At 71.9% G+C, this 23,873-nt stretch carries 13 protein-coding genes and 1 CRISPR repeat array (1 of these 14 running past the window's edge); of the genes, 11 read left to right on the top strand and 2 right to left on the bottom strand.

What is annotated here, in order from left to right; genetic code table 11:
* Positions 1-300: 300 nt before the first annotated feature.
* Positions 301-1,179: an alpha/beta hydrolase gene (locus AB0R04_RS09215; RefSeq protein ID WP_363369477.1), complete on the top strand. Its 879-nt coding sequence runs from the start codon at positions 301-303 to the stop codon at positions 1,177-1,179.
* Positions 1,180-1,193: 14 nt separating this feature from the next.
* On the opposite strand, the gene AB0R04_RS09210 is transcribed toward AB0R04_RS09215, so the two are convergent.
* Both AB0R04_RS09210 and AB0R04_RS09205 read right to left on the bottom strand, forming a co-directional pair.
* Positions 1,194-2,333 carry a hypothetical protein gene (locus tag AB0R04_RS09210; RefSeq protein ID WP_363369475.1) on the bottom strand — a complete coding sequence of 380 codons (1,140 nt, stop codon included), beginning with the start codon at positions 2,331-2,333 and terminating at the stop codon, positions 1,194-1,196.
* A 314-nt stretch (positions 2,334-2,647) separates the two neighbouring features.
* The gene (locus AB0R04_RS09205; protein WP_363369474.1) at positions 2,648-4,036 is read right to left on the bottom strand and encodes an MFS transporter; all 1,389 of its coding nucleotides are present in this window, start codon (positions 4,034-4,036) and stop codon (positions 2,648-2,650) included.
* Between the two features lie 692 nt (positions 4,037-4,728).
* Between AB0R04_RS09205 and AB0R04_RS09200 the strand changes: the two genes are divergently transcribed.
* The 10 genes from AB0R04_RS09200 (at position 4,729) to AB0R04_RS09155 (ending at position 23,047) form a co-directional block, all read left to right on the top strand.
* Positions 4,729-10,827, top strand: a complete 6,099-nt coding sequence (locus tag AB0R04_RS09200) for an acyltransferase domain-containing protein (protein ID WP_363369472.1) — start codon at positions 4,729-4,731, stop codon at positions 10,825-10,827.
* The gene (locus tag AB0R04_RS09195; RefSeq protein ID WP_363369469.1) at positions 10,824-12,650 is read left to right on the top strand and encodes a non-ribosomal peptide synthetase; all 1,827 of its coding nucleotides are present in this window, start codon (positions 10,824-10,826) and stop codon (positions 12,648-12,650) included. Before AB0R04_RS09200 ends, AB0R04_RS09195 begins: the two co-directional genes overlap by 4 nt.
* A 59-nt stretch (positions 12,651-12,709) precedes the next feature.
* Positions 12,710-14,494, top strand: coding sequence for a type I polyketide synthase (locus AB0R04_RS09190; RefSeq protein ID WP_363369467.1), 1,785 nt, complete (start codon positions 12,710-12,712; stop codon positions 14,492-14,494).
* The gene (locus AB0R04_RS09185; RefSeq protein ID WP_363369465.1) at positions 14,491-15,729 is read left to right on the top strand and encodes a cytochrome P450; all 1,239 of its coding nucleotides are present in this window, start codon (positions 14,491-14,493) and stop codon (positions 15,727-15,729) included. Before AB0R04_RS09190 ends, AB0R04_RS09185 begins: the two co-directional genes overlap by 4 nt.
* A gap of 5 nt (positions 15,730-15,734) precedes the next feature.
* The gene (locus AB0R04_RS09180; protein ID WP_063346318.1) at positions 15,735-16,430 is read left to right on the top strand and encodes a formyltransferase family protein; all 696 of its coding nucleotides are present in this window, start codon (positions 15,735-15,737) and stop codon (positions 16,428-16,430) included.
* A gap of 172 nt (positions 16,431-16,602) precedes the next feature.
* Positions 16,603-16,827: a holin gene (locus tag AB0R04_RS09175; protein ID WP_363369463.1), complete on the top strand. Its 225-nt coding sequence runs from the start codon at positions 16,603-16,605 to the stop codon at positions 16,825-16,827.
* Between the two features lie 225 nt (positions 16,828-17,052).
* Positions 17,053-18,372: a cation:proton antiporter gene (locus AB0R04_RS09170; protein ID WP_363369461.1), complete on the top strand. Its 1,320-nt coding sequence runs from the start codon at positions 17,053-17,055 to the stop codon at positions 18,370-18,372.
* Between the two features lie 294 nt (positions 18,373-18,666).
* Positions 18,667-20,022 (top strand): M64 family metallopeptidase, encoded by a 1,356-nt coding sequence (locus tag AB0R04_RS09165; protein WP_363369459.1) that lies wholly within the window; start codon positions 18,667-18,669, stop codon positions 20,020-20,022.
* A 163-nt stretch (positions 20,023-20,185) separates the two neighbouring features.
* Positions 20,186-22,015, top strand: a complete 1,830-nt coding sequence (locus tag AB0R04_RS09160; RefSeq protein WP_363369457.1) for a glycoside hydrolase family 15 protein — start codon at positions 20,186-20,188, stop codon at positions 22,013-22,015.
* 261 nt (positions 22,016-22,276) lie between these two features.
* Entirely contained in the window at positions 22,277-23,047 is a 771-nt protein-coding gene (locus tag AB0R04_RS09155) for a ricin-type beta-trefoil lectin domain protein (RefSeq protein WP_363369455.1), read from the top strand.
* A 605-nt stretch (positions 23,048-23,652) separates the two neighbouring features.
* Positions 23,653-23,873: a CRISPR direct-repeat array (repeat unit 28 nt); it runs 479 nt beyond the window's last position.

Genomic DNA, 23,873 nt, shown 5'->3' with positions numbered 1-23,873 from the left:
GGGCCTTCGGACGGCAGGCGGGAGCGGCCGCGACGGGAGGGCAGGAGTCCGATGCGGCCATCCTGCGGACGGCCCCCGCGGCCAGCCAGACAGGCGGTCATCCTGTGACCCCAGGTCACAGGCTGCCGCCCTGGTCCGGCCGGTGACCCGGCGGCCGACCACTGACCGACCCCGCCGCCCCGCAGACCCCGCCGCCCGCGCGGCCCCGCAGGTCGGCCGCGGAATGGTCGCGATCACCAAGGAAGTGAGGTTAGGCTAACCAAACTTGATGGACGGTCGAGGGTGAGGGCGGTGCCGGGGATGCACAGTCAGGGTGAGCCGGGGCGGGCGCGGACACGGGACGGCCGGGAGCTGTTCTACCTGCGGCGGCCGGGGCCCGGCGGCGAGGGCGTGCCGACGGTCGTGCTGGAGGGCGGGCTCGCCTCCAGCCGCTCGTACTGGGCGCCGGTGCAGCTCCGGCTGGACGGGGTCGCGGCGACGGTGGCGTACGACCGCAGTGGGCTCGGCCGCAGCGCGCCGGACCCCGCGCCGCGCCCGCTGCGCCGCCTTGCCGAGGACCTCAACGACCTGCTCGACCACCTCGGCGACCTCGGCCCCGGGCCGTTCGTCCTGGTCGGGCACAGCTGGGGCGGGCCGATCGTCCGGATCGCCGCCGCGGCCCGCCCCGAGCGGATCGCGGGCCTGGTGCTGGCCGACCCGACGGACGAGTCCTGCGACCTGGTGTTCGCGCCCTCGGTGCGCCGCCAGGAGCGGATCGGGCAGGCGGTCAGCATGCTGCTGGCCCGCACCGGCCTGCTGGCCCGGGCCTTCCGCCCGATGCTCGACGCCCTGCCGGCGGACGCCGCGGCCGAGATGCGCGAGGAGGGCTTCACCGTCTCCACCATCCGCACCCGGGGAGCCGAACTCGGCTCAGTGGTGGCGGACTTGACCGCCATGAAGGAGAACCCGCCGGCCCTGGACGGCATCCCGCTCACGGTGGTCTCGGCCGCCCGGACCTCGACCGGCATGGGCCCGAAGGTCCGGGAGGCCGTGAACGCCTCCCATGCTTACCGCGTAGGCCGCGCCGAGGTCGGCCGCCACGTACTGGCGGCCGACGCCGACCACATGGTGCCGACCAGCGACCCCGACACCCTGGCCCGCGAGATCCGCCGGATCGCCGAAGGTCGGTCGCCCGCCTAGAACTTGACTGAGCGTCAGTTATTGATGATCTCCAGGCTGGCGGCGGTGCCGGGAACGCCGCCGGGGTAGGTGTTGCCGCCGAGGTAGAAGGTGTGGCCGTCCGGGGCGAGTGCCAGGCCGGTGGCGAGTTCCACCTTCTGCGGGTTCACCGTCTCGGCGGGGACGAGCGCGTGGGCCTCGGTGTCGTAGGAGAGGATCACGCTCTCGTAGTGGTAGCCGGGAGGGGTGGGTCCGCCCGGGGCGACGAAGACGGTCGACTTGGAGATGAAGTACAGGCGGCTCCCGTCTGGGCTGACGACCGGGTAGCGGAGGTCGGTGTTGCCCGGTGCGAAGTGGAAGTTCTCGGTGACGGCGTCGGTCTCGGTGTCGACGAGGTAGTCGCTCTCGTAGCCGCCGAGGCCGTACAGCGTGCTGCCGTCGGGGCTGAGCACCGCGCCGCCGGAGGCGCCGTGTCCGGCGGTGAGGGCGCGGACGGTGGTGAGCGAGGTGGGCGTGGCGGCCAGGTGGACCAGGCCGGCTCCGGTGGTGACGTACAGGTCCTGGCCGTTGGGGCGCAGGACGATCGAACCGACGCTGAAGTCGGTGACGCCGACGGAGGCGGTGAAGGTACCGGTGGCGGTCGAGTACGCGAGGACCCGGGCGGGCTGGAAGCCCCAGCGCTGCCGTGGCCCGTTCTGGGCCAGGTAGACGCCGGCGCCGTCCGGGCTGACCACGAGGGAGCTCGGTGAGCCGTCCACGTAGCCGTCGGGGTGCGGCTGGACCGGGAGCAGGACGTCGGCGGCCACCGTGTCGCTGTCGGTGTCGATGGTGACCAGGTGCTGCGCCCCCACGGTCGCGTACAGCCGCGTGCCGTCGGGGCTCATCGCCAGCGCGCTGACGAAGGAGTTCGCGGCGGTGGAAAGGGTGAGCCGGGCGGTGATCCCGCCGGTCCGGGTGTCGACGACCTTGACCACGGGCGTGCCGCGGGGGTCGTCGGTCACCCCGACGTAGGCCTTCGTGCCGTCCGGGGTGACGGCGGTCGTCGGGTACGCGTACCCCACCGGGACGACCTGGGGGGCCGCGGTGGTGGCGGGCTGTGCGGTGGCGATCCCGGCTCCGGTGGACAGCAGCAGGCCGACCGATGCCGCGGTGCCCAGCCAACGGGCCTTTGCCATGAGCGACTTCACGAAATCCTCCCCTGTGACACACGATGCGTCCGCATCGGCGGGAGCCAGAGTATGGGGCGGGGAGCGCGAGTTGGGCGTCGATGACGCAGTCGACGACTCGGGGTAGACGCCATGGCCGCCCATGCCTACGGCACATGACGGGGCGCGCGACGAGGCGCGCGACGGGGCCACCTGGCGGGGCGCACGGCCGGGTGTGTGGCGGGGCATGCTGAAAGGCGACGGCCTGCACCACCCGGTGCAGGCCGTCGCCTTGGAGTTCGCCCGGCCCGGCCAGGCGCCGGGCCGCCGACCGGCCGGGGCCCTCAGGCCTGCCGTCGTACGGCGATGACCGCCGCGCCCAGGACGCACGCGCCGGCGGCGGTGAGGTAGGCGAGGTGGTAGCCGGTGAGCTGGTCCGTGCTGGTCGCGGCGACCAGGACCATCACCGCGACGCCCGCACTCGCGCCGATCTGCTGCGCCACGACGTTCACCGCCCCGGCGACGGCGTGCTGCCGCGCCGGGACTCCGGTGAGCCCGGCGGACGTCATCGAGGGGAAGTTCAGCCCCTGGCCGATGCCGCTGAGCACCAGGCCGGGCAGCACGTACGGCACGTAGCCGCCGTCGTGCGGTGTGCCCAGCCACAGTGCGGCGCCCCCGCCGATCAGCACGAGGCCGACCGCCATCAGCGTGCGCGGGGTGAACCGGGCCAGCAGGCGTCCGGTGGCGAAGTTGGCGGTGAGGAACACGGCCAGGGACATCGGCACCAGCGCGAGACCGGACTCGAAGGGGGAGTAGTCCAGCATTCCCTGGAGGTACAGCGGCGCGAAGAACAGCAGCCCGACCGATCCCATGTACTGGAGGAACGCCGCCAGGCTCGCGGCCCGGACGGACCTGATCCGGAAGAGGCCGAGCGGAAGCACCGGGTCGGCGGTGCGGTGCTCGCGCACGACGAACAGCACCAGGAAGGCCACTGCGGCGCCGAGGACGATCCACGCCGTCGCGCCGTCACTGCTCACGCCGACGATGAGCAGGGTGAGGCCGAGCGTGCCCGTGATCGCGCCGGGCAGGTCCAGTCGGCCGCTGTGCCCGGCGCCACCGGGCAGTCCGGCGCGGGTCGCGGCCAGTACGGCGAGCCCGAGCAGCACCGAGAACCACAGCACCGAACGCCAGCCGAGGAACTGGGTCAGTACGCCGCCCAGCATCACCCCGCCGCTGAAGCTCGCGGCGCCGACCGCCGCGTACACGCTGAAGGCCCGGTTGCGGGCCGGACCGGCCGGAAACGTCTCGGTGAGCAGGGCGAGCGCGGCCGGCCCGGACAGGGCGGCGCCGATGCCCTGGACGGCGCGCGCACCCAGCAGCACCGCGGTGTCCGGGGCCAGCGCCCCGACCAGCGCGGACACGGTGAACAGGGCGACCCCGACCTCGAACACCCGCCGTCGGCCGAGGACATCGGCCAGTCGGCCGCCCACCAGCAGGAAGCCGGCGAACGTGACGGCGTAGGCGGTCATGACCCACTGGAGCGTGGTCTCGCCCAGGTCGAAGCGCGCTCCGACCGACGGCAGGGCGGCGTTGAGGACTCCGAGGCCGCTCACGTCCAGGGCGAGCGCCCCGGCCAGTACGCCGAGTGCCAGTCCCGGCCGGAGCGCCGGCTTGGCCGTTGTGCCGGTGGCCGCTGTGCCGGGGGTGTCGGTGGTGCCGGGGGCGTCCGTCATGCGGGCCTGCCGTCGACGTCGCGGCCGGTGGGCCCGGCTAAGGAACGGTCGGCACCGGCTGACGCCGCATCAAGATTCTCAACTGCCATGGGGGTCAGCTTGCATGGGTCACTCAGCCGCTGTCTACCCCCGTCGCGTGCCGGTGGGGCGCGCCTTTCACGGGGTCGTGCGCCTATCCCGGCCGGGGCTCGGTGACGGGGCGCGCCGCCGAGTCGAGCTGCCATTTCGGATCACCGACGGCTCCCACTCGAACCGGACACTTGGAGATCAAATCTCGCCACTGCCTCAACCGGCCCTCGAATGGCGCTTGTCTCACCATTAACAAACTGGCACTCTGCTGTCCGCCGGTCGGATTAGCACTGACGATCCATTTTGCCTCAATCAGCATACTCGTTGCGCTTGACCAAATGGACCTTGGAGCCCATCGACAGTAGCCGCGCAGGTGAGGATTCCGCGTACGCGATCCTGTCGTCGATGCACTCGCGGACCGATGTGACCCAGAGACGCCCGTGATTTCTCCCGCGGTGAGAACGAGCTGCGCCGCCAGCTGAAACGGCGGCACACGAACCGGAGTTCGCGCTCGCTGTGAACGTGGAGATCGGAAACGCCGATCTCGTCATCGCGCCACCCGTCGGCTCCACCAAGGCACTTGATGCGGCGAAGGGGACCCTCCGCGTCATGAACCGCCCCCCGTGTCCGGCTGCCCGGGTGCGGACCGACCCCCCCGACCGGTCGGCCGTGAAGCTCCACCCGTCCATTCCATCCGCCCTGTTGAGGGAGTCGCCGTGCCCCGAGAGCGCGCAGCGCGAGACATTTCCGCCGTAACGGATTTCCTGCTTTCCCGTGTTGTCGAGCTGCTGGACGTGTCCGCGAGCGCGGTGGACCGCTCGGCGCCGCTGCACCGGTACGGACTGGACTCGCTGAGATCGGTGACCCTCGCGGCCTCGCTGTCCGAGTTCCTCGGCTGGCAGGTCCCGGCCACCTGGATGTGGCAGTACCCGACCGTCGACGCGCTGGCGCGTGCGCTCGTCGACGGTCCGCGCGCCGCGGACCCCGCCCCGGGCACCGAGCGCCGCCGCCTGCCCTCGCACGAGCCCGTCGCGATCGTGGGTATCAGCTGCCGGTTCCCCGGCGGGCCGGACCCGTCGTCGTTCTGGCGACTGCTGGTCGAGGGCGGCGACGCCGTCGGGCCGGTACCGGCCGCGCGACGCGAGCTGCTGAACGACAGGGTGCGCTGGGGCGGCTTCATCGACGGCATCGACCGGTTCGATCCGCTGTTCTTCGGCATCTCGCCCCGCGAAGCCGTCCAGATGGACCCGCAGCAGCGCCTGATCCTGGAGCTGTCCTGGGAGGCGCTGGAGGACGCGGGCATCGCGCCCCACAGCCTGGTCGACAGCGACACCGGCGTGTTCATGGCCTCCTGTTGGGGCGACTACGCCGCCCTGGCGCACTACCGCGGCCCCGATAGCCAGATCACCCCGCACACCGCGACGGGCATGCACGACGGCATCATCGCCAACCGGGTCTCCTACGTCCTCGGCCTCCAGGGCCCGAGCATGGCCATCGACGCCGCCTGCGCCGGATCGCTGGTCTCGGTGCACGTGGGGTGCCAGTCGATCTGGCTGGGCGAGAGCGACCTGGTGCTGGCCGGCGGCGTGAACCTGAGCTTCGTCTCCGACTACTACACCGCCATGGACGCGATGGGCGCGCTCGCCCCGGACGGCCGCTGCAAGTCCTTCGACGCCCGCGCCAACGGCTACGTCCGCGGCGAGGGCGCCGGCGTCGTCGTGCTCGCCCCGCTGAGCGTGGCACTGGAGCGCGACCTGCCGGTGTACTGCCTGATCAAGGGCAGCTCCTCCAACAACGACGGCCTGAGCAACGGCATGACGGCGCCGAACCCCCAGGCGCAGGAGAAGATGCTCCGCACCGCGTACCAGCGGGCGGGCATCGCGCCGCACCTCGTGGACTACATCGAGTGCCACGGCTCCGCGACGCCCCTCGGCGACCCGATCGAGGCCAACGCCATCGGCGCGGTGCTGGGCGGCGGCCGTACGGAGCCGCTGCGGCTCGGGTCCGTCAAGTCCAACGTCGGGCACCTGGAGGCGGCCGCCGGCATCGTCGGCCTGGTCAAGCTCGCGATGTCGATGCGCAACGGCGTGCTGCCGCCGAGCCTGCACTACAGCGCGCCGAACCCGCAGATCATGTTCGACGAGTACAACCTCACCGTCCAGGACCGGCTGACGCCGTGGCCGCGACGCTCCGACGCCCGCCGGGGCGGCGTCAGCTCGTTCGGGTTCGGCGGCGCGATCTGCCACGTCGCCGTCGAGGAACTGCCGCGCCCCGAGAGCTCGCTGCTCCTGCTGGCCGCGGACTCCCGGGAGGCGCTGGCCGAGCGGGCCCGGGCGCTGCGCGACGAGAGCGACCTGCGCGCGCTCTGCCGCCGGACACCCGGCGACGGCCCGTTCCGGCTCGCGGCCACCGCCCGCGACATGCCCGAACTCCGCTCCCAGCTGGACGCCTTCGGCAGCGGGGCGAAGGCCGCCGGGCTGAGCGTCGGGGAACAGAGCGGACGCAAGCCGCGGGTGGCCTTCCTGTTCTCGGGCAACGGCTCGCAGTGGGTGGGCATGGGCCGGCAACTGCTCGCCGGAATGCCCGTGTTCCGCCGGTCCATGATGAAGTCCGACCGGCGGATGCGGGAGTTGCTGGGCTTCTCGCTCGTCGAGCAGCTGATGTCCCCGGACGGCCGCATCGACGACATGGACGTCTTCCAGCCGCTGCTGTTCTCCCTCCAGGTCGCGCTGGCCGAAGCCTGGCGCTCGCTGGGGGTGGAGCCGGACGTCGTCGTGGGGCAGAGCGTCGGCGAGTTCGCCGCCTCCCACATCGCCGGCGCACTCGACTTCGACGACGCCTCCCGCCTGGCCGCCCACCACGGCCGGCTCCTCCAGCAGCTCGCCGTGGGGCGCGGCGAGGGCATCGTGGTGATGACCGCCGCCGACGAGGTCGAGCCGTACCTGACCGGCCGGCTCACCGTCTCCGGCCACAACGGCCTGAACTCCACCCTGGTCACCGGCACACCGCAGGAGATCGACGACCTCGTCCAGCGGCTGACCGCGGCGGGCGTCACCAACCACCGGGTCCGGATGGGCCACGCCCCGCACTCCCCGCTGGTCGACCACGTCCTCGCCCCGCTGAAGGTCGAACTCGACGGCATCAGGCCCCGGACCACCCGCATCCCGATGATCTCGACGGTCACCGGCGAACGCGTCGACGGCGCCGAACTCGGGCCGGACTACTGGGCGGACAACCTGCGCCGGGAGATCCGGGTGGTCGACGCCCTGACGAACCTGCGCGACCACGACGTCGACGCGGTGATCGAGATCAGCCCGCACCCCGTCCTGCTCAAGTCGGTGTCGGAGATCCTGACGGCGACCACCCTGCCCTCGCTGCGCCGCGGCGCCGACGAGGCCTCGACCCTGCTCGGCTCGCTCGGCGCCCTGTACACCGCAGGACTCCCCGTCGCGGCCCACCCGTTCCTCGCGGGCGACCGCGGGCGGCACGTCACGCCGGGCCGCAGCGACGCCGCCGCCGACGAGCAGGTGCACCTCGTCCCCGTCACGGCCCGGACGGCCGGCGCGCTGACCGACACCTGCCGCGAGCTGTCCAACCACGTCGAACGCGACGCGGGCCTGCGGGTCTCCGACCTCGCCTACACGCTCGCCGCCAGGCGCACCCACCACAACCACCGGATCGCCCTGTTCGCCCGCAACCGGCAGGACGTCCTGGACGGCCTCGCCCGGGTCGCCGCCGGCCAGCCGCACCCCGACGTCGTCACCGGTACGGTCTCCGGCAACGTCGACCGGCGGGTCGCGCTGGTGTTCTCCGGCGGCGGCACCCAGTGGGTCGGCATGGGCCGCGAACTCCTGCGCTCGCACGCCGGCTTCCGCACCTGGATGACCGCCTGCGACGCCGCCGTGCGCGCGGCCGGCGGCTGCTCGGTGCTCGACCAGCTCGCCGCCCCGGCCGACGAGGCCAGGTACGAGGAGATGGACTTCCAGCAGCCCGTGCTGTTCGCCCTCCAGGTCTCGCTGGCGAAGGTCTGGCTCGGACTCGGCATCCAGCCGACCGCCGTCGTCGGGCACAGCCTGGGCGAGGTCGCGGCCGCCTGCGTGGCCGGCGCGCTGTCGCTGGAGGACGCCGCCCGCGTGGTGGTCGCCCGGTCGCACCTGCTGGAGCGCAAGGCCGCCGCGGGCGCCATGATCTCGGTCGACCTGCCGGAGGCGGAGCTGCTGCCGCGGCTCGCCCCCTACGCCGCGCACGCGGCCGTCGCCGTCGTCAACAGCCCCACCAGCGCGGCGGTCTCCGGCTCGCCCGAAGCCGTCGACGCCCTGGAGGCCGACCTCAAGCGGGACGGCATCTCGACCAGGCGGATCCGGGTCGAACGGCCGGTGCACAGCCCCGGCATGGACCCGCTGCTCCAGCCGCTGCGCGCGGGCATCGACGGCATCACCCCGCTGACGCCCGGCATCGACTTCCACTCGACGGCACTGGCCGACACGGTGAACCCGGTCGCCGACGTCGACTACTGGGTGCACAACCTGCGCAACCAGGTCCGGTTCGCCGAGACGATCGGCGCGCTGGTCGACCAGGGCGTCGGCACCTTCATCGAGATCGGCCCGCACGAGACGCTGCGCGGCGCGGTCGAGGAGATCGCGCTGACCCGCGGTGCGCAGGTGCACGCGATCAACTCCCTGCGGCGCGACGAGAGCGACGTCCGCTGCCTGCTGGGCGCCGCCGCGTCGTTGTACGTCAGGGGCCTGCCGCTGACCTTCGACCCGCTGTTCGGCGACGACGTCGAGGTCGTGGAGACGCCGCTCGTCCAGTGGCAGAAGGACCGCTACTGGATCGACACCGAGCCCCGCCCCGCCCGCGCGACGGCCCCGGCCGTCGAAACCGTGGCCGCGCCCGTGCCCCAGGCCGGCCCGGTGGAGGAGCGGGCGGACCGGCCGGTGGCGGAGGTCGTCCTCGCCGAGCTCGCCGACGCGCTGGGCGTGCCGGTGAGCATGTTCGACGTGAACGCCAGCATGCTCGACTTCGGCCTCGACTCGATGCTGGCGATCCGCCTCGTCAACAGGCTGCAGTCGCTGTTCGGGCACCGGGTGTCGCCGGTGGTGTTCCTGGATGGCCGGTCCATCTCCGAGGTCGTCGGCCACTTCGTCGGGCTCACCGCCGGACCGGCCGCGCCCTCGACGGCACCGCCCGTACCGGCAGCCGCTCCCGCTCCCGCCCCGGCACCCGAGGCCGAGCCGGACCGGACGTACCTCGACGAGCTGTCCGAACTGGACGCCGAGGAACTGGTCGACGAACTGGACGCGCGCGGACTGCTGGAGGCCACCGACGCACCGGCGCTGGACCAGCTGCGCGCCGACGGTCTCGGCCTCGCCCTGGCGCCGGCCTCGCACGGCCAGGCCTCGCTCTGGTTCATGCAGATGGTCGCGCCGGACGCCGTGCCCTACAACTTCATGGTGACCGCCCGGATCCGGACCGCCGTCGACGAGAAGGCCCTGGACCGCGCCGTCCGGGCCGTGATGGAACGCCACCCCGCCCTGCGCACCCTCTTCGTGGAGGCGGGCGGCAGCCCCTACCAGGTCATCCTGGACGAGCCGGTGTACGAGTTCGTCGTGGCGGACGGCACCGACCTGGACGACGAACAGGCCCGCGAGGAACTGGCCCGCTACGGGCACGAGCCGCTCGACCTGGACAACGGGCCGCTGGTGCGGATCGTCCTCATGACGCGCGGGCCGGCGGACCACTACCTGCTGGTGCTCGTCCACCACATCGCGTCGGACGCGGCGTCGGCCGACGTCATGATCCGCGAACTCCAGGAGTACTACGAGGGCGCCGACCCCGCCGACAGCGCGCCGGTCGCCCCGTACACGGAGTTCGTCGAATGGGAGCGGCAGTGGCTGGCCGGCCCGGCGGCCGGCGCGGCCCTGGACTGGTGGTCGCAGAAGCTGGCCGACCCGCCCGCCCACCTCGACCTGTCCACCAAGGAGCGGCCGCCGGGCGTCACCTACGAGGGCCGCGACCTCGCCTTCCGCTGGAGCGCCGAACAGACCCGCCTGCTGCGGGAGTTCGCGGTGCGCGAAGGCGTGTCGATCAGCACCGTCGTACTGGCCGGGTTCTTCGCCACGCTCAACCGCGCGGTCGGCACCGAGGACGCGGTGCTGGCCACCGCCATCGCCCAACGCGCCGAACCCGGCTGGGAATCCGCCATCGGCTACTACCTCAACACCGTGCTGGTGCGGGCGAACCCCGCCGGTGACCGCAGCTTCCGCGAGCTGCTGCGCGAGGTCCACGCCTTCTCGCTCGGCCTCCTGGAGCACATGAACTACCCCCTCGACCTGCTGGCCTCCCAGCTGCGGCCGCCGAGGGCCGAGGGCCGCTCCCCGTGGTTCGACGTGGTCGTCAACTGGCTTTCCTCGGACGCGTTCCCCCGGTCCGTCAAGCTCTTCCACGGCATCGGCGACACCATCACGCCCGACGGCGCGCTGCCGCTCGAACCGCTTCAGGTGCGCAGGCACCTCGCCAAGTTCGACCTCGAAATCTCGATGGCCGACATCGACGGCGAGGTGGCCGGCCACGTCCAGTTCAAACCGAGCTACCTGGAAAGGCAGACCGTGACGGCACTGCTCGCGCTGTACCGCACCGTGCTCTTCGACGCGATCGCCCAACCCGACCGGGCCCTCGGCGACTTCGCGCCGACCGGCCTCCCCGAGGAGACGGACCAGTGACCGAGACCCTGCACTCCGCGTTCGTCGAGCAGGCGCTCAAGAACCCCGACGCGACCGCCGTCTACTCCGACGCCGGCGTCCTGACCTACGGCGAACTGAACGAGCGCTCCCGGGCGTTGGCCGAGCGGCTGGTCGCCGACGGCGCGGGCCCCGGCGTCCCGGTCGGCATCTGCGTCGAGCGCACCCCCGACCTGCTCGTCGGCATCCTGGCGGCCCTGCGCGCCGGATCCTGCTACCTGCCGCTGGACCCGAACTACCCCGCCGACCGGCTGACCTTCATGGTCCAGGACAGCGGGACCCGCCTGCTGCTCACCACCCCCGCGTCCCGGGCCAGTTGCCCGCCCGGAACGACCGTGGTCGTGCTCGGGGAGAGCGTGACGACCGAGCCCGGCGCGAAGCCCGTCGCGGTCGTGCCCGGCGACACCGCGTACGTCATCTACACCTCGGGCTCCACCGGCAGGCCCAAGGGCGTGGCCGTCCGGCACAGCGGCTGCGTGGCGATGCTCGCCGAGATGGACCGGGCGCTCGACGGCTGCGACCTGAGCGGAGTCTCGGCGGCGAGCTCGGTCTGCTTCGACCTGTCCGTGATGGAGATCTTCAACGCGCTGTGCCGCGGCGGCGCCGTCGTGCTCGTCGAGAGCGCCGTGCACCTGCCGGAGAGCCGGTACGCCGACAGGATCACCCACCTGAACGTCGTCCCCTCGGTCATGAACAGCCTGCTCGACGCCGGAGCCCTGCCGCCGAACGTGCGCACCGTCGTGTTCGGCGGCGAGGCCCTGCGCCGCAAGCTGGTGGACCGCACCTACCGGGAGACCAGCGCCGACCGGGTGTTCAACGCCTACGGCCCCACCGAAGGGACGGTCTTCTGCTCGTTCGGGCCGGTGCCCGAGGGCGGGACCGACGAACCGACGATCGGCCCGCCGACGACCAGTGACCGGGTCTACGTGCTCGACGAGCAGCTGAAGCCGCTCCCGGCCGGTGAGCCCGGCGAGCTCTACCTCGGCGGCGCCGGCCTCGCGCACGGCTACGTCAACCGGCCGCGCACCACGGCCGAACGCTTCGTGCCGGACCCGTTCCGCAACGGCGAACGCATGTACCGCACCGGGGACGTCGTCAAGTTCACCGACGGCGGCGAACTCCGCTTCCTCGGCCGCACCGACCACCAGGTCAAGCTGCGCGGCTACCGCATCGAACTGGAGGAGGTCGAGGCCCGGCTGACCGGCTGCCCCGAAGTCCGGGAGGCCGCCGCCGTCGTCCGGGGCAACCGGCTCGTCGGCTACGTCGTGCCCGCCGGCGACGACGCGCCGCAAGGCGGGCCCCGGCTGGATGCCGCGCTCCAGAGCGCCGTCACCGGCAGGCTCGCCGTCGAACTGCCCGACTACATGGTGCCCGCGACGCTCGTGTTCCTCGCCGCCCTGCCGCTGGGGCCGGGCGGAAAGCTCGACCGCAACGCGCTGCCCGAGCCGCCGGCCGCCGACACCGGCGGGCCCCTGACGGCCGCCGGCACACCGACCGAGGTCGCCCTGTCGGAGATCTGGGGCCAACTGCTCGACCTCGAACCGTCGAGCATCGACGTGCAGTCCGCCTTCTACGACCTCGGCGGGGACTCCCTGCTGCTCATCCGTCTCGCCCGGCTGATGACCCGGCGCTTCGACCGCCGCGTCCGGGTGCCCGACCTCTTCAGCTTCCGCGACATCGCCTCCCTCGCCCGCTGGCTCGACGACGAGAGCGGCGCCACCCCCGAGGCGGTCCAGTCCGCCCGTGCGCGCGCCAACACCCGCCGGGCCGCGCTGCGCGGCCGCGGCGGCGCCACCGGCCGCTGAACCAAGCGCCGCTGAGTCTGCTGAGCCACCCTCACTCGAAACGAAGCAGGAGCCTCCCCATGACCGACAACCCCGAGCAGGACTACGACCCGGGCGACGTGGCCGTCATCGGCATGTCCCTGCGGGCGCCCGGCGCCCGCACCAAGGAGCAGTTCTGGGACAACCTCGTTCACGGCCGGGAGTCCGTGTCGTTCCTGGCCAAGGACGACATCCACGTCGACGAGACCCTGATCCACAGCCCGTTCTACGTACGGGCCTGCGGCGTGCTCGACACGTACGACAAGTTCGACCCGTCGGTGTTCGGCATCAGCGACCGGATGGCGGCCGCGATGACCCCGGAGAACCGGCTGTTCCTGGAGAGCGCCTGGGAGACGCTGGAGGACGGCGGCTACGACCCGGACCGGCTCAAGGCCGAGATCGGCATGTACGGCGCCAACAACCCGCAGACCGCCGCGCTCTACAGCTCCCCGCCGGACCGGGTGTCGGTCGGCCCCGAGGCGATCGAGGCCAGCCTGGCGTGGTCGCCGGACACCATGACCTCCAACGCCCTGTACTACATGGGGCTCATCGGCGAGGCCGTCACCGTCGCCGCCGTCTGCGCGGGCTTCCACTACGCGGTCCACCTGGCCTGTCAGTCGCTGCTGCTCGGCCAGACCGACCTGGCGATCGCCGGCGGCGCGATGGTCCGCCTGCCGCACCCGCGCGGCCACCTGTGGGAGGAGAACCGCATCCTGTCGAAGGACGGCCACTGCCGCCCGTTCGACGCCAACGGCACCGGCACCGCGCTGTCCAGCGGCGTCGTCACCGTGCTGCTGAAGCCGCTGGGCCACGCCGTCGCCGACCGCGACCACATCTACGCCGTGGTCAAGGGCTCGGCCGTCAACAACAACGGCGTCAGCGCGATGGCGTACGGCCTGGCCCAGCCCGAGCGGCTGAGCGCCTGCATCGCCAACGCCATGGAGGTCGGCGGCGTCACCCCGGACACCGTGTCCATGTACGAGGCCAACGGCCTCGGCCTGCCGATGACCGACGAGCTCGAAGTGCACGCGGCGACCATGGCGTTCGGGAAGCAGACCGCGACCACCTCGATCGGCGGGGTCAAGGGCAACGTCGGCCACGGCGGCGTGGTCTCGGGCGGCTTCGGCGCGATCAAGGCCGCGCTGGCGCTGCACCACAAGACGCTCCCGGCGACGATCAACCTGACCGAGGTCAACCAGGACCTCGACTTCCCCAGCACCCCCTTCGTGCCGCAGATCGAAGGGGCGCCCTGGGAGCCGCAGGCCGGCATCCGCCGCGCGGGCATCACCTCGATCGGTGGCGGCGGCTACAACGCGCACCTGCTGCTGGAGGAGGCGCCGACGGCCGCCGGGCGCGCCCCCGAGGACGAGGGCCGGCCGCGGCTGGCCACCCTGTCCGCCCTGGACGACGACGCGCTGGCCCGGCAGCGTACGCGGCTCAAGGACCGGCTGGAGGCCGACCCCGACCTGCGCCTGGACGACGTCTGCTTCAGCCTCAACCTCGGCCGCAAGGTGATGGCCCGCCGGTGGGCGGCCGTGGTCCGCAGCCGCGCGGAGCTGATCGCGGCGCTGTCCGACGACGCCGCCCGCGGCCCCGCCACCACGACCGCCGCCGCCCCGCAGACCGACCCGGGCTCCTTCTCCCGCACCGACAACGGGATCGTGCCCGCCGGCCAGGACGAGCGGGCGCTGGCCGAACTGGCCGCCGCCTGGGTGACCGGCCAGCAGGTGGACTTCGACGCCCTGCACCGGGGGCAGGCCAGCCACCGGGTGCCGCTGCCCACCTACCCGTTCCAGCCGCGCCGGTTCTGGCGCACGGACTGGTGACCATGAGCACGCCGCCACCGGACACCGTGGACCTGGGCGACCCGGCCACCTTCGCGGACCACGACCTCGACGGGTTCTGGCGCACCCTGCGGGACACCGCCCCGATGCACTGGAACCCGCCCGCCGACGGCCGCCGGGGATTCTGGGTGCTCTCCCGCCACGACGACATCATGGCCACCTACCGGGACAACGTGAACTTCACCTCCGAGCGCGGCAACGTCCTCGTCACGCTCCTGGAAGGCGGCGACGCCGGGGCCGGCCGGATGCTGGCCGTCACCGACGGGCCCCGGCACCACGAACTGCGCAAGATCCTCCAGCGGGTGCTCTCGCCGAGGGTGCTCGACGAGGTCGCGCAGACCGTCCGCGTCAACACCCGGCAGTGGATCCGCGAGGCCGTCGAATCCGGCGGCTGCGAGTTCGCCGAGGAGATCGCCAGCCGGATCCCGATGACCACGATCTCGAACCTGCTCGGCGTGCCCGAGCAGGACCGGGACTACCTGCTCAGCCTGACCAAGACCGCGCTGTCGGCCGAGGACGAGGACGTCGACGAGGTCGACTCCGAGATGGCCCGCAACGAGATCCTGATGTACTTCATGGACGTCGTCGAGGAGCGGCGAGAGTCCCCGGGCGACGACGTGATCAGCATGCTGATCGGCAGCTCCATCGACGGCGTGCCGCTGTCCGACGAGGACGTCGTGCTCAACTGCTACAGCCTGATCATCGGCGGCGACGAGACCAGCCGGCTGACGATGATCGACTGCGTCCACACCCTCGCCGCCCAACCCGAGCAGTGGCGGCGGTTCAAACACGGCGAGGTCGCGGTCGAGACCGCCGTGGACGAGGTGCTGCGCTGGGCCTCGCCCACGATGCACTTCGGGCGCAGCGCCGTACGCGAGACCGAACTGCACGGCGTCCGGCTGCGCCCGGGCGACATCGTCACCCTCTGGCACGCCTCCGGCAACCGGGACGAACGGGTCTTCGCCCGGCCCGGGGTGTTCGACCTCGGCCGCACCCCCAACAAGCACCTGGCCTTCGGCTACGGCCCGCACTTCTGCGTCGGCTCGTACCTGGCCAAGGTGGAGATCGCCGAACTGCTCACGGCCCTGCGGGACTTCACCACCGGATTCGAGCAGACCGAGGAGGCGCTGCGGATCCGGTCCAACTTCCTGACCGGGTTCTCCACGATGCCGGTGCGGTTCCAGCCCGACCACCGCGGACTGAAAGAGGTCGACTGATCCGGATGAACATCTACATGTCAGGACAAGGGGGATTCGCGGTCGCGGTCGCGGAAGCCCTGCTGGACGACGGGCACAAGATCGTCGGCGCGGCCGCCCCCCGGCTGCGCAAGGGGAAGTCCGACGAGGGCGACGCGATGTGCTGGGACCGCCTGCGCTCCTGGGCGTACCACAAGGACGTCCCGTGGACGGACTCGGCCGAACTGCGCGCGCGACACATCCCGGACGGGGTCGACATCATCGTCGCCGCCCACTCGCACGCCTTCCTCGGCCGCCAGACCCGCGCCCGGGCCGCCGTCGCCACCATCGGCTACCACCCCAGCCTGCTGCCGCTGCACCGCGGCCGGGACGCCATCCGGTGGACGATCCGCGACGGCGACAAGGTGACCGGCGGAAGCGTCTACCACCTCACCGAACGCACCGACGCGGGCCCGCTCGCCGCCCAGGAGCACCTGTTCGTGCCCCCGGGCTCGACCGCGCAGAGCCTGTGGCGCGACCACCTGGCACCGCTCGGCGTGCGACTGCTCCTCAAGGTGGTCGCCGACCTCACCGCGGACCGGCGGATCGAAGTCCCCCAGGACGAGAAGCTGGCCACCTGGGAGCCCGCGATGGGCGCGCCACCGCTGTTCAAACCCGAACTCATCGCGCTGCCCGGCACGGTGCAGGTCGACAGCAGCAAGTGGGCGCTGCACGACGGGTGACAGCCAGGCGGCCTGCCGACGACGGTGCCCCGCACACCACGCGTGTGCGGGGCACCGGACTGGTCGCCGAGCCCGTCGTCGGAACTCGACAGCGTGAACGTGTACACCAGGGACGGCAATTCCGAGCGCCCCCCGTGTACCTCTGCACCTTCACCGCGAAGGAGTCCCGACCATGCGGAAGTTCATCATCGATCTGGCCGAACGCACCGCCGCCACCTACGCCGTGGCATTCCTCGGCCTGCTGCTGGCCGACGGATTCAACCTGACGTCGATCGGCGCGTTCAAGGCGGCGGCCGTGGCGGCACTGCCGGCCGCGCTGGCCGTCGTCAAGGGAGTGGCCGCGACCTTCGTCGGCGACCCGAACTCGGCAGCCCTGCTGGCCCGCCCCCACGAGTAACCGGCCCGGCCGGGTGCACTAAACCGGGAACTCCCCGTTCTGAACGGCCGCGACGAAGGCGCCCCACAGGGGAGAGGGCGTGAAGGTCCGGATCGGGGCGCGGGGGAGGAGCCACGCGACCGCGACACGCGGGGAACGCTGCGTCGACGAACGGGTCCTTCCCGATAATGCAGGGGTCGCGTCACCGGGCCGCGCATGCCCCCGTTCCCAGGAAGGCGCACGACCATGGAAGGCTCCTCCTCGACCGCGCTGGCCGACATCGCGACCATCCTGCTGATCGGACTCGTCCTGTCGCCGCTGCGCACCCGCCTGCGCCAACCGGTGGTGGTCGGCGAGATCGCGGTCGGGGTGATCCTGGGGCCGAGTGTTCTCGGGCTGCTGCCGGGCGACCTCCCGCACATCCTCTTTCCGCCCCAGGTCCGCGAGCACCTGTCGGTGATCGCCCAACTGGGCATCGCGCTCTTCATGTTCGCCGCCGGGTGGGAACTCGACCTGAAGCAGCTGAACGGGCGGGTCCGCACCGTGGTGGCGGTCACCTCGGCCTCCGTCGCCGTGCCCTTCGCCCTCGCGGTCGCCCTGGCGGCGGTCCTCGCGGCCAGGTGGCCCCACCTCATCGGTGCGGAGACGTCCCCCGTGCTGCTGGCCGTGTTCCTGGGCATCGCGCTGTCCGCCAGCGCGCTGTCGGTGCTCGCGCGCATCGTGGGGGAGAACCAGTTGCAGACGACCCGCACCGGGGCCATGGCCACGGCCTGCGGGGCGCTCACCGAGATCGCCGCGTGGTGCGGTGTCGCCTGCGTCGCCTCCGCGGCCCGGAGCGGCGGATCGGATCACGTCCTCCTCGCGTTCGCCGAACTCGCCTGCTACGCGGCGACGATGGCCTTCGTGGTCCGCCCGCTGCTGCGGCGCCTGCTGCGCCGGCCGGCCCGCGTCGACGGGCATCCCCTGCTCGTTCTGCTGACCCTCGGCAGTGGGATCCTGCTGTCCGCGTGGACCACCTCGTGGCTCGGCATGCACGCCGTGATCGGCGCCTTCGCCTTCGGGCTGGCCATGCCGCGCGACGCCGCCGAGGAGCTGCGGCACGCCGTCGAGGTGCCGCTGCGCCACGCGGGGGCGCTGCTGGTGCCGGTCTTCTTCGCGCTCACCGGGCTGTCCGTGGACATCGGCGGGCTGGGTTCCGGAAGCCTGGTCGCGGTGGTGGTGTTCCTGGCCGTCACCTGGGGCGGCAAGTTCGCCGGCGCCAGGCTGGGTGCCCGACTGATCGGCGTGCCGCGCGGCGAGGCCACGACGGTGGCGGTCCTGCTCAACACCAAGGGCCTCAGTGAGGTCCTCATCCTGACCCTGGGCCGTGACCTGGGCATCATCGGCGACCGGCTGTTCACTGTTCTCCTCGTCACCGCCTTCGCCGCGACCCTGCCCGTCAACCCGCTCGTCCGGCGCCTCATCCGTGCTCCTGACGCCTCTTCCGGGACCGGACCGGTCGCTCTGCCCCGTCAACAGCAGGACGCCGCCGCGCGATCGGGCATCGAGGAGGCCAGGGGAGCGTGACGCACCGCGAGACCCGGGGCGCCGGCGACCGGGTGCGCGCGGCCGTCCCGCCGTCCGTGGGGTGGAGGCTCCCCGAGCCTGTGGCGGCAGGTGTGAACCGTTCGTGGGCAGCCGGACGTATCCACCGGTGAGGTGGCGAGCGGACGGTGTCGCCCCGTCAGCTCCGGCCTTGTGCGGCGGTGGTGGCGGCGGGTGGCGGTGTCGCGGCACGGGACGGTGCGGTACTGCACGCACGTCCCCTGCCGGGAGTCTCGCCACCGGCCCTCGCTGCCCGTCGATTTCGGAGAAACTCCTTTGCGCAACAGCAGGTTCACCTCGGTCCTCCTGGCCGGCGTCACGACGCTGGCGGCCCTCGCCGTCGGCGTCGGCCCGGCGGTCGCCGCCCCGTCCGAGCCGGCCGCCATCGTCGACTCCCCGGACGCCTTCCCGGACGCCTTCCCGGGCGACCAGGACGTCGAGGTCTTCGCCGAGGACGGCGCCATCAGCCGGACCAAGGTCCCTGCGGCGTCCCCCTTCGTCGCCGAGCAGTCCATGAGCGTGGCCGCTGCCGGCGCTGCCGCCGGGGACGGCGCCGTCACGAAGGTCGTCAACAACGGGAGCACGGACAGCAAGCTGGACGTGGTCATGATCGGCGACGGCTACACGGCCTCGGAGCAGGACAAGTTCCGCAAGGACGCCGCGGCGAAGTGGAAGGACATCAGCGCCGTCGAGCCCTACGCCACCTACCGCAAGCTGTTCAACGTGTGGGCCGTGGGCGCCGTCTCCGAACAGTCGGGCGTCTCCGGGGACCCGAAGCAGAACACCGTCCGCAAGACCGCCCTCGGCTCGCACTTCTGGTGCAACTCCATCGAGCGGCTGCTGTGCGTGGACATCAAGGCCGTCGACGCCTACGCCGCCAAGGCCCCGCAGGCCGACCTCGTGATCGTCGTCGCCAACACCGCCAAGTACGGCGGCGCCGGCTACGGCAGCACCCAGTCGCCGCTCGGGTACGAGGGCATCGCCACCGTGGCGGGCGGCAACAGCGCGTCCGGCCAGATAGCGGTGCACGAGACCGGCCACTCGCTGGGCAAGCTCGCGGACGAGTACTGGGCCGATGGGGCGGGGCCCTACAAGGGCGCGGAGCCCACGCAGCCCAACATCACCACCCTGAGCGCCGACCGGATGCGCCAGGACAAGACCAAGTGGTACCGCTGGCTGGGCAAGACCTCTCCCGACGGCGGCACCGTCGGCGCCTACCAGGGCGGCAGCAACTACCCGTCCGGCCTCAACCGGCCGACCGACAACTCGGTGATGCGCTCCCTCGGCCGCGAGTTCAACCTCCCCGGCCGCGAGGCGATGATCGCCGGCTTCTACCGGCGCGCCTCCACCCTCTCCAGCGCCACGCCCGTCACCACCCGGCTGACCGCGACCGACCGCCTCACCGTCGACCTCCCGGTCTCCGGCACCAAGCTGCGGTGGTACCTCGACGGCAAGGAGGTGACGGCCCTGCGTGACCGCAAGACGATCGCCGTCTCCGACCTCGGCCCCACCGGCCCCAAGCCCGCCGCCCACGAGCTCAAGGCCGTCGCGAACGACCCCACCTCGGCCGTCATCGACCCGGCCCTGACCCCGGCGCTCACCCGCAGCCTGGTCTGGAGCGTCACCCGCTGACCACGGGGCGTGGCCCCTCGCGTCCGGCTGGGACGGGAGGGGCCGCGCCCGCGGCGGAAGCCGCACCGGCCGGTGCTCGGCCCGGCCCCCACGCCGACGGCGATCTACCATGGCTGGGAAGGCTTCGTCTCCAAGCCCGCGCCACAGCGGCGGGGAGGTCGGCATGGCGTTCGACACGACGGGGTTCGAGCAGGCGGACAGCGGCCGGTACCTGCCGATCTCCGAGCACGGCCTGATCGGCGACCTCCGGACGACCGCCCTGGTCGGCACGAACGGCACCATCGACTGGTACTGCTGTCCGCGCTTCGACGCGCCCAGCGTGTTCGGGGCCATCCTCGACGCGGACCGGGGCGGATCGTTCGAGCTGGCCGCGGACGTCCCGACCCGCACCCGGCAGTTCTACTTCCCCGACACGAACGTGCTGATCACGCGCTTCTTCGCCGCGGACGGCGTGGCGGAGATCCAGGACTTCATGCCCGTGGCCGACGAGTCGCCCGAGGTCGCCCGGCACCGGCTGATCCGGCGGCTCATCTGCGTCCGGGGAATCCTCCCGTTCCGGGCGCGGATCGCCCCGCGCTTCGGCTACGGCGCCGAGGCGCACACCGTCTCCCTCGAAGGCCACGTCGCGGTGTTCCGCTCCCCGTCGCTGACGCTCGCGCTGACCGCCACCGCGCCGCTGGAGACCGACGGCCTGGACGTGTGGTCGCACTTCAAGCTCCTGGAGGGCGACTCCGTCGTGTTCGCCCTCGACCAGATCGGCGACGACGTCCCGGCCCGGTCGTGTCCGCGCGCCGAGGCGGAGGAACAGTTCGAGGCGACCGTCCGGTTCTGGCGCCACTGGCTGGCCGGGTCGCGATACCAGGGTCGGTGGCGGGAGATGGTGCACCGCTCCGCCCTGCTGCTCAAACTGCTCACCTACGCACCGACCGGCGCGATCGTCGCCGCACCCACCACCAGCCTGCCCGAGCAGGTCGGCGGCGAGCGCAACTGGGACTACCGGTACATGTGGGTCCGCGACGCCGCCTTCTGCGTCTACGCCATGCTGCGCCTCGGGTTCACCTCGGAGGCCGAGGCGTTCATGGGCTTCCTCTTCGAGCGCATGCGCGACACCGCCGCGAACGGCCCGTTGCAGATCATGTACGGCATCGACGGTCGCACCGAGCTGCCCGAGTACGCGCTGCCGCACCTGGAGGGCCACCTGGGCTCCGCCCCCGTCCGGGTCGGCAACGCCGCCACCGGCCAGCTCCAGCTGGACATCTACGGAGCCATGATCGACTCCATCTACCTGTACGACAAGTGGGGGCAGCCGATCAGCAGCGCCGGCTGGGAGGACGTCGGCATGGTGGCGGACTGGCTCTGCGAGAACTGGGACCAGCCCGACGAGGGCATCTGGGAGACCCGCGGGGGCCGCAGGAACTACGTGTACTCGCGGCTGATGTGCTGGGTGGCGCTGGAACGCGCGATCCGGATGGCGAACCGCCGCGGCCTGCCGGCCGACCTGCCCCGCTGGCGGCAGACCCGGGACGCGATCTACCACCAGATCATGCGGCGCGGCTGGTCGAGCGAGCTGGGCGCGTTCGTCCAGTCCCTGGACGACGGCGAACTGGACGCCTCGCTGCTGATGATGCCGATGGCCAAGTTCATCTCGCCCACCGACCCCAAGTGGCTCTCCACCCTGGACGCGCTCACCAAGGGCCTGGTCTCCGACTCCCTGGTCTACCGCTACAACCCGGCCACCAGCCCGGACGGCCTGAGCGGCTCCGAGGGCACCTTCTCGATCTGCTCCTTCTGGTACGTCGAGGCACTGGCCCGCGCCGGCCGCCTGGAGGAGGCCCGGCTCGCCTTCGAGAAGATGCTCACCTACGCCAACCACCTCGGGCTGTTCGCCGAGGAGATCGGCCCGACCGGCGAGCAACTCGGCAACTTCCCGCAGGCCTTCACCCACCTCTCGCTGATCAGCGCGGCGTTCAACCTCGACCGCGCGCTGGGCTGAGATCACGTCAATTCGGCTGGATCCAGCCCCTGTTCGGCTCCCGTCCGACTCCTGTCCGGTGCGCGCACCGGTGCTTTCCTCGAGGAACAAGCAGGTCGCGGATGAGCTGAGGTGAATGGCGACATCTTGTCGGCCCACATCCGTTGACGGCCCCAGGCGGCACTGCAATGCTCATGACCAAACCTGCGCAACATCTGAGCAGTGCCATCACCCTGTCATCACGGAAAGGGCCCAACCCTCATGCGCCGTACCGCTGTTGTCATGATGACCACGCTGCTGGCCTCCGCCGCGGCACTCACCGTCCCCGCCGCCGCCCAGGCCGCATCCACCGCCGCGCGCCAGGCCGCGCCCGCCACCGCCCAGGCGGAGCAGGCGAGTTCGAGCGCGGCGCTGGCCGGCGGGTGTAACGCCATCGCCGCCGGCGGCGGCCAGGTCATCGGAACCTGTTCGGGCATCAGCCCCCTGCAGATCTGGCGCGTGCAGGCGCAGTGCCAGTACTACGTCAACAACACCGGCCCGTACATGCGCATGGCGATCGGCGGAGCCGTCGTCGGGAGCGGTATGAGCACCGCCATGTGCAACTTCGGTGACACCATCATGTTCCCGCAGGTCGTCTTCCTCGGGACGGTGCCGCCGCCCGTGGCCGGGCCGCAGGGCCAGATCAGCGGCTACGCGAGCAAGTGCATCGACGTCCAGGGCGCCGAGAACAAGAACGGCACCCCGGTCCAGATCTACGACTGCAACGGCACGAACGCCCAGAAGTGGACCGTCGGCGTGGACGGGACGCTGCGCGCCCTCGGCAAGTGCATGGACGTGCAGGGCGGCAACACCGCCAACCACACCATGGTCCAGCTCTACGACTGCAACGGCAGCGGCGCCCAGCAGTGGAAGGCCCAGTCCGACGGCTCGCTGCTCAACCCGCAGTCCGGCCGCTGCCTGGACGACCTGGGCTTCGCCACCAACAACGGCAACCAGCTCGGCATCTGGGACTGCAACGGCGCCGACAACCAGAAGTGGAACCTCCCGCACTGATCCCCCCTGGCCCCTCGGCCCGGCCGTGATCTCCCCTCACGGCCGGCCCGACAGGGCCCCTCGAATCCCACCTCCGGAGCCACGGGGTCCGGAGGCGGGATTCCCGCCGGCAGCCCGGCTGCTGTTGGCCGGTGGTCCAAATGGTTTCGCCTATAGGGCAGTTGCCTATGCCGGCGACGGCGGTGGTCGAACCCCGACCTGGAGGTCGACACCTTTTCGAAGGAGAAAGAAGCACGCGTTCGATTGAGCCCGTGCGGGCACCATGACGGTTTCCGAAGACCCGGATGTCTCCCCAGAGATCACGCCATGAGCCCGGATCCGGGCCCATGACTGACCGAGCACCAGGATCGACGGGACTCGACGGCATGCCCCAAGGCCAACCGGGCATTCCCACTGGCCAAGGACCACGCAAACGTGGCACACGGGACGAAGGATCAGCCCCACAAAGTCCTGGCCCCCACCGACGACGGCATCACTCTCAACTACCGGGAGGCCGGGAGTCGTCGCCCAGGCAGCGAGCCAACCTACTTCCTCCTGATGCCGGCAACCCCCACCCGGAGACGCGAAGCCGAAAAGGCCTGATTCTTCTCCTGGGCCTCCACCCCGGAGTAATCCCCGCGAGCGCGGGGCCGACTCCGCCCTCGGGGAGGAGCTCGCCATCAAGGAGGAGCAATCCCCGCGAGCGCGGGGCCGACGATTCGAAGCCTGCTTTCCGGACCCGAATTGAGGAGCAATCCCCGCGCTTGCGGGGCCGACGACTGCAGCAGGCCGCGCGGCATGACCAGGTAGGAGCAATCCCCGCGCGTGCGGGGCCAATGGGCCGGTG

This window comes from Kitasatospora sp. NPDC056731 (assembly GCF_040687675.1).
In the GTDB taxonomy this organism is placed as follows: Bacteria; Actinomycetota; Actinomycetes; order Streptomycetales; family Streptomycetaceae; genus Kitasatospora.
This window is presented reverse-complemented; position numbering and strand designations above follow the sequence as displayed.

Excerpts from the sequence above, each read along its gene's own strand:
- AB0R04_RS09215 (WP_363369477.1), top strand. The coding sequence starts at position 301 with ATGCACAGTCAGGGTGAGCCGGGGCGGGCGCGGACACGGGACGGCCGG.
- AB0R04_RS09210 (WP_363369475.1), bottom strand. The coding sequence starts at position 2,333 with ATGGCAAAGGCCCGTTGGCTGGGCACCGCGGCATCGGTCGGCCTGCTG.
- AB0R04_RS09205 (WP_363369474.1), bottom strand. The coding sequence starts at position 4,036 with ATGACGGACGCCCCCGGCACCACCGACACCCCCGGCACAGCGGCCACC.
- AB0R04_RS09190 (WP_363369467.1), top strand. The coding sequence starts at position 12,710 with ATGACCGACAACCCCGAGCAGGACTACGACCCGGGCGACGTGGCCGTC.
- AB0R04_RS09180 (WP_063346318.1), top strand. The coding sequence starts at position 15,735 with ATGAACATCTACATGTCAGGACAAGGGGGATTCGCGGTCGCGGTCGCG.
- AB0R04_RS09175 (WP_363369463.1), top strand. The coding sequence starts at position 16,603 with ATGCGGAAGTTCATCATCGATCTGGCCGAACGCACCGCCGCCACCTAC.
- AB0R04_RS09170 (WP_363369461.1), top strand. The coding sequence starts at position 17,053 with ATGGAAGGCTCCTCCTCGACCGCGCTGGCCGACATCGCGACCATCCTG.
- AB0R04_RS09160 (WP_363369457.1), top strand. The coding sequence starts at position 20,186 with ATGGCGTTCGACACGACGGGGTTCGAGCAGGCGGACAGCGGCCGGTAC.
- AB0R04_RS09155 (WP_363369455.1), top strand. The coding sequence starts at position 22,277 with ATGATGACCACGCTGCTGGCCTCCGCCGCGGCACTCACCGTCCCCGCC.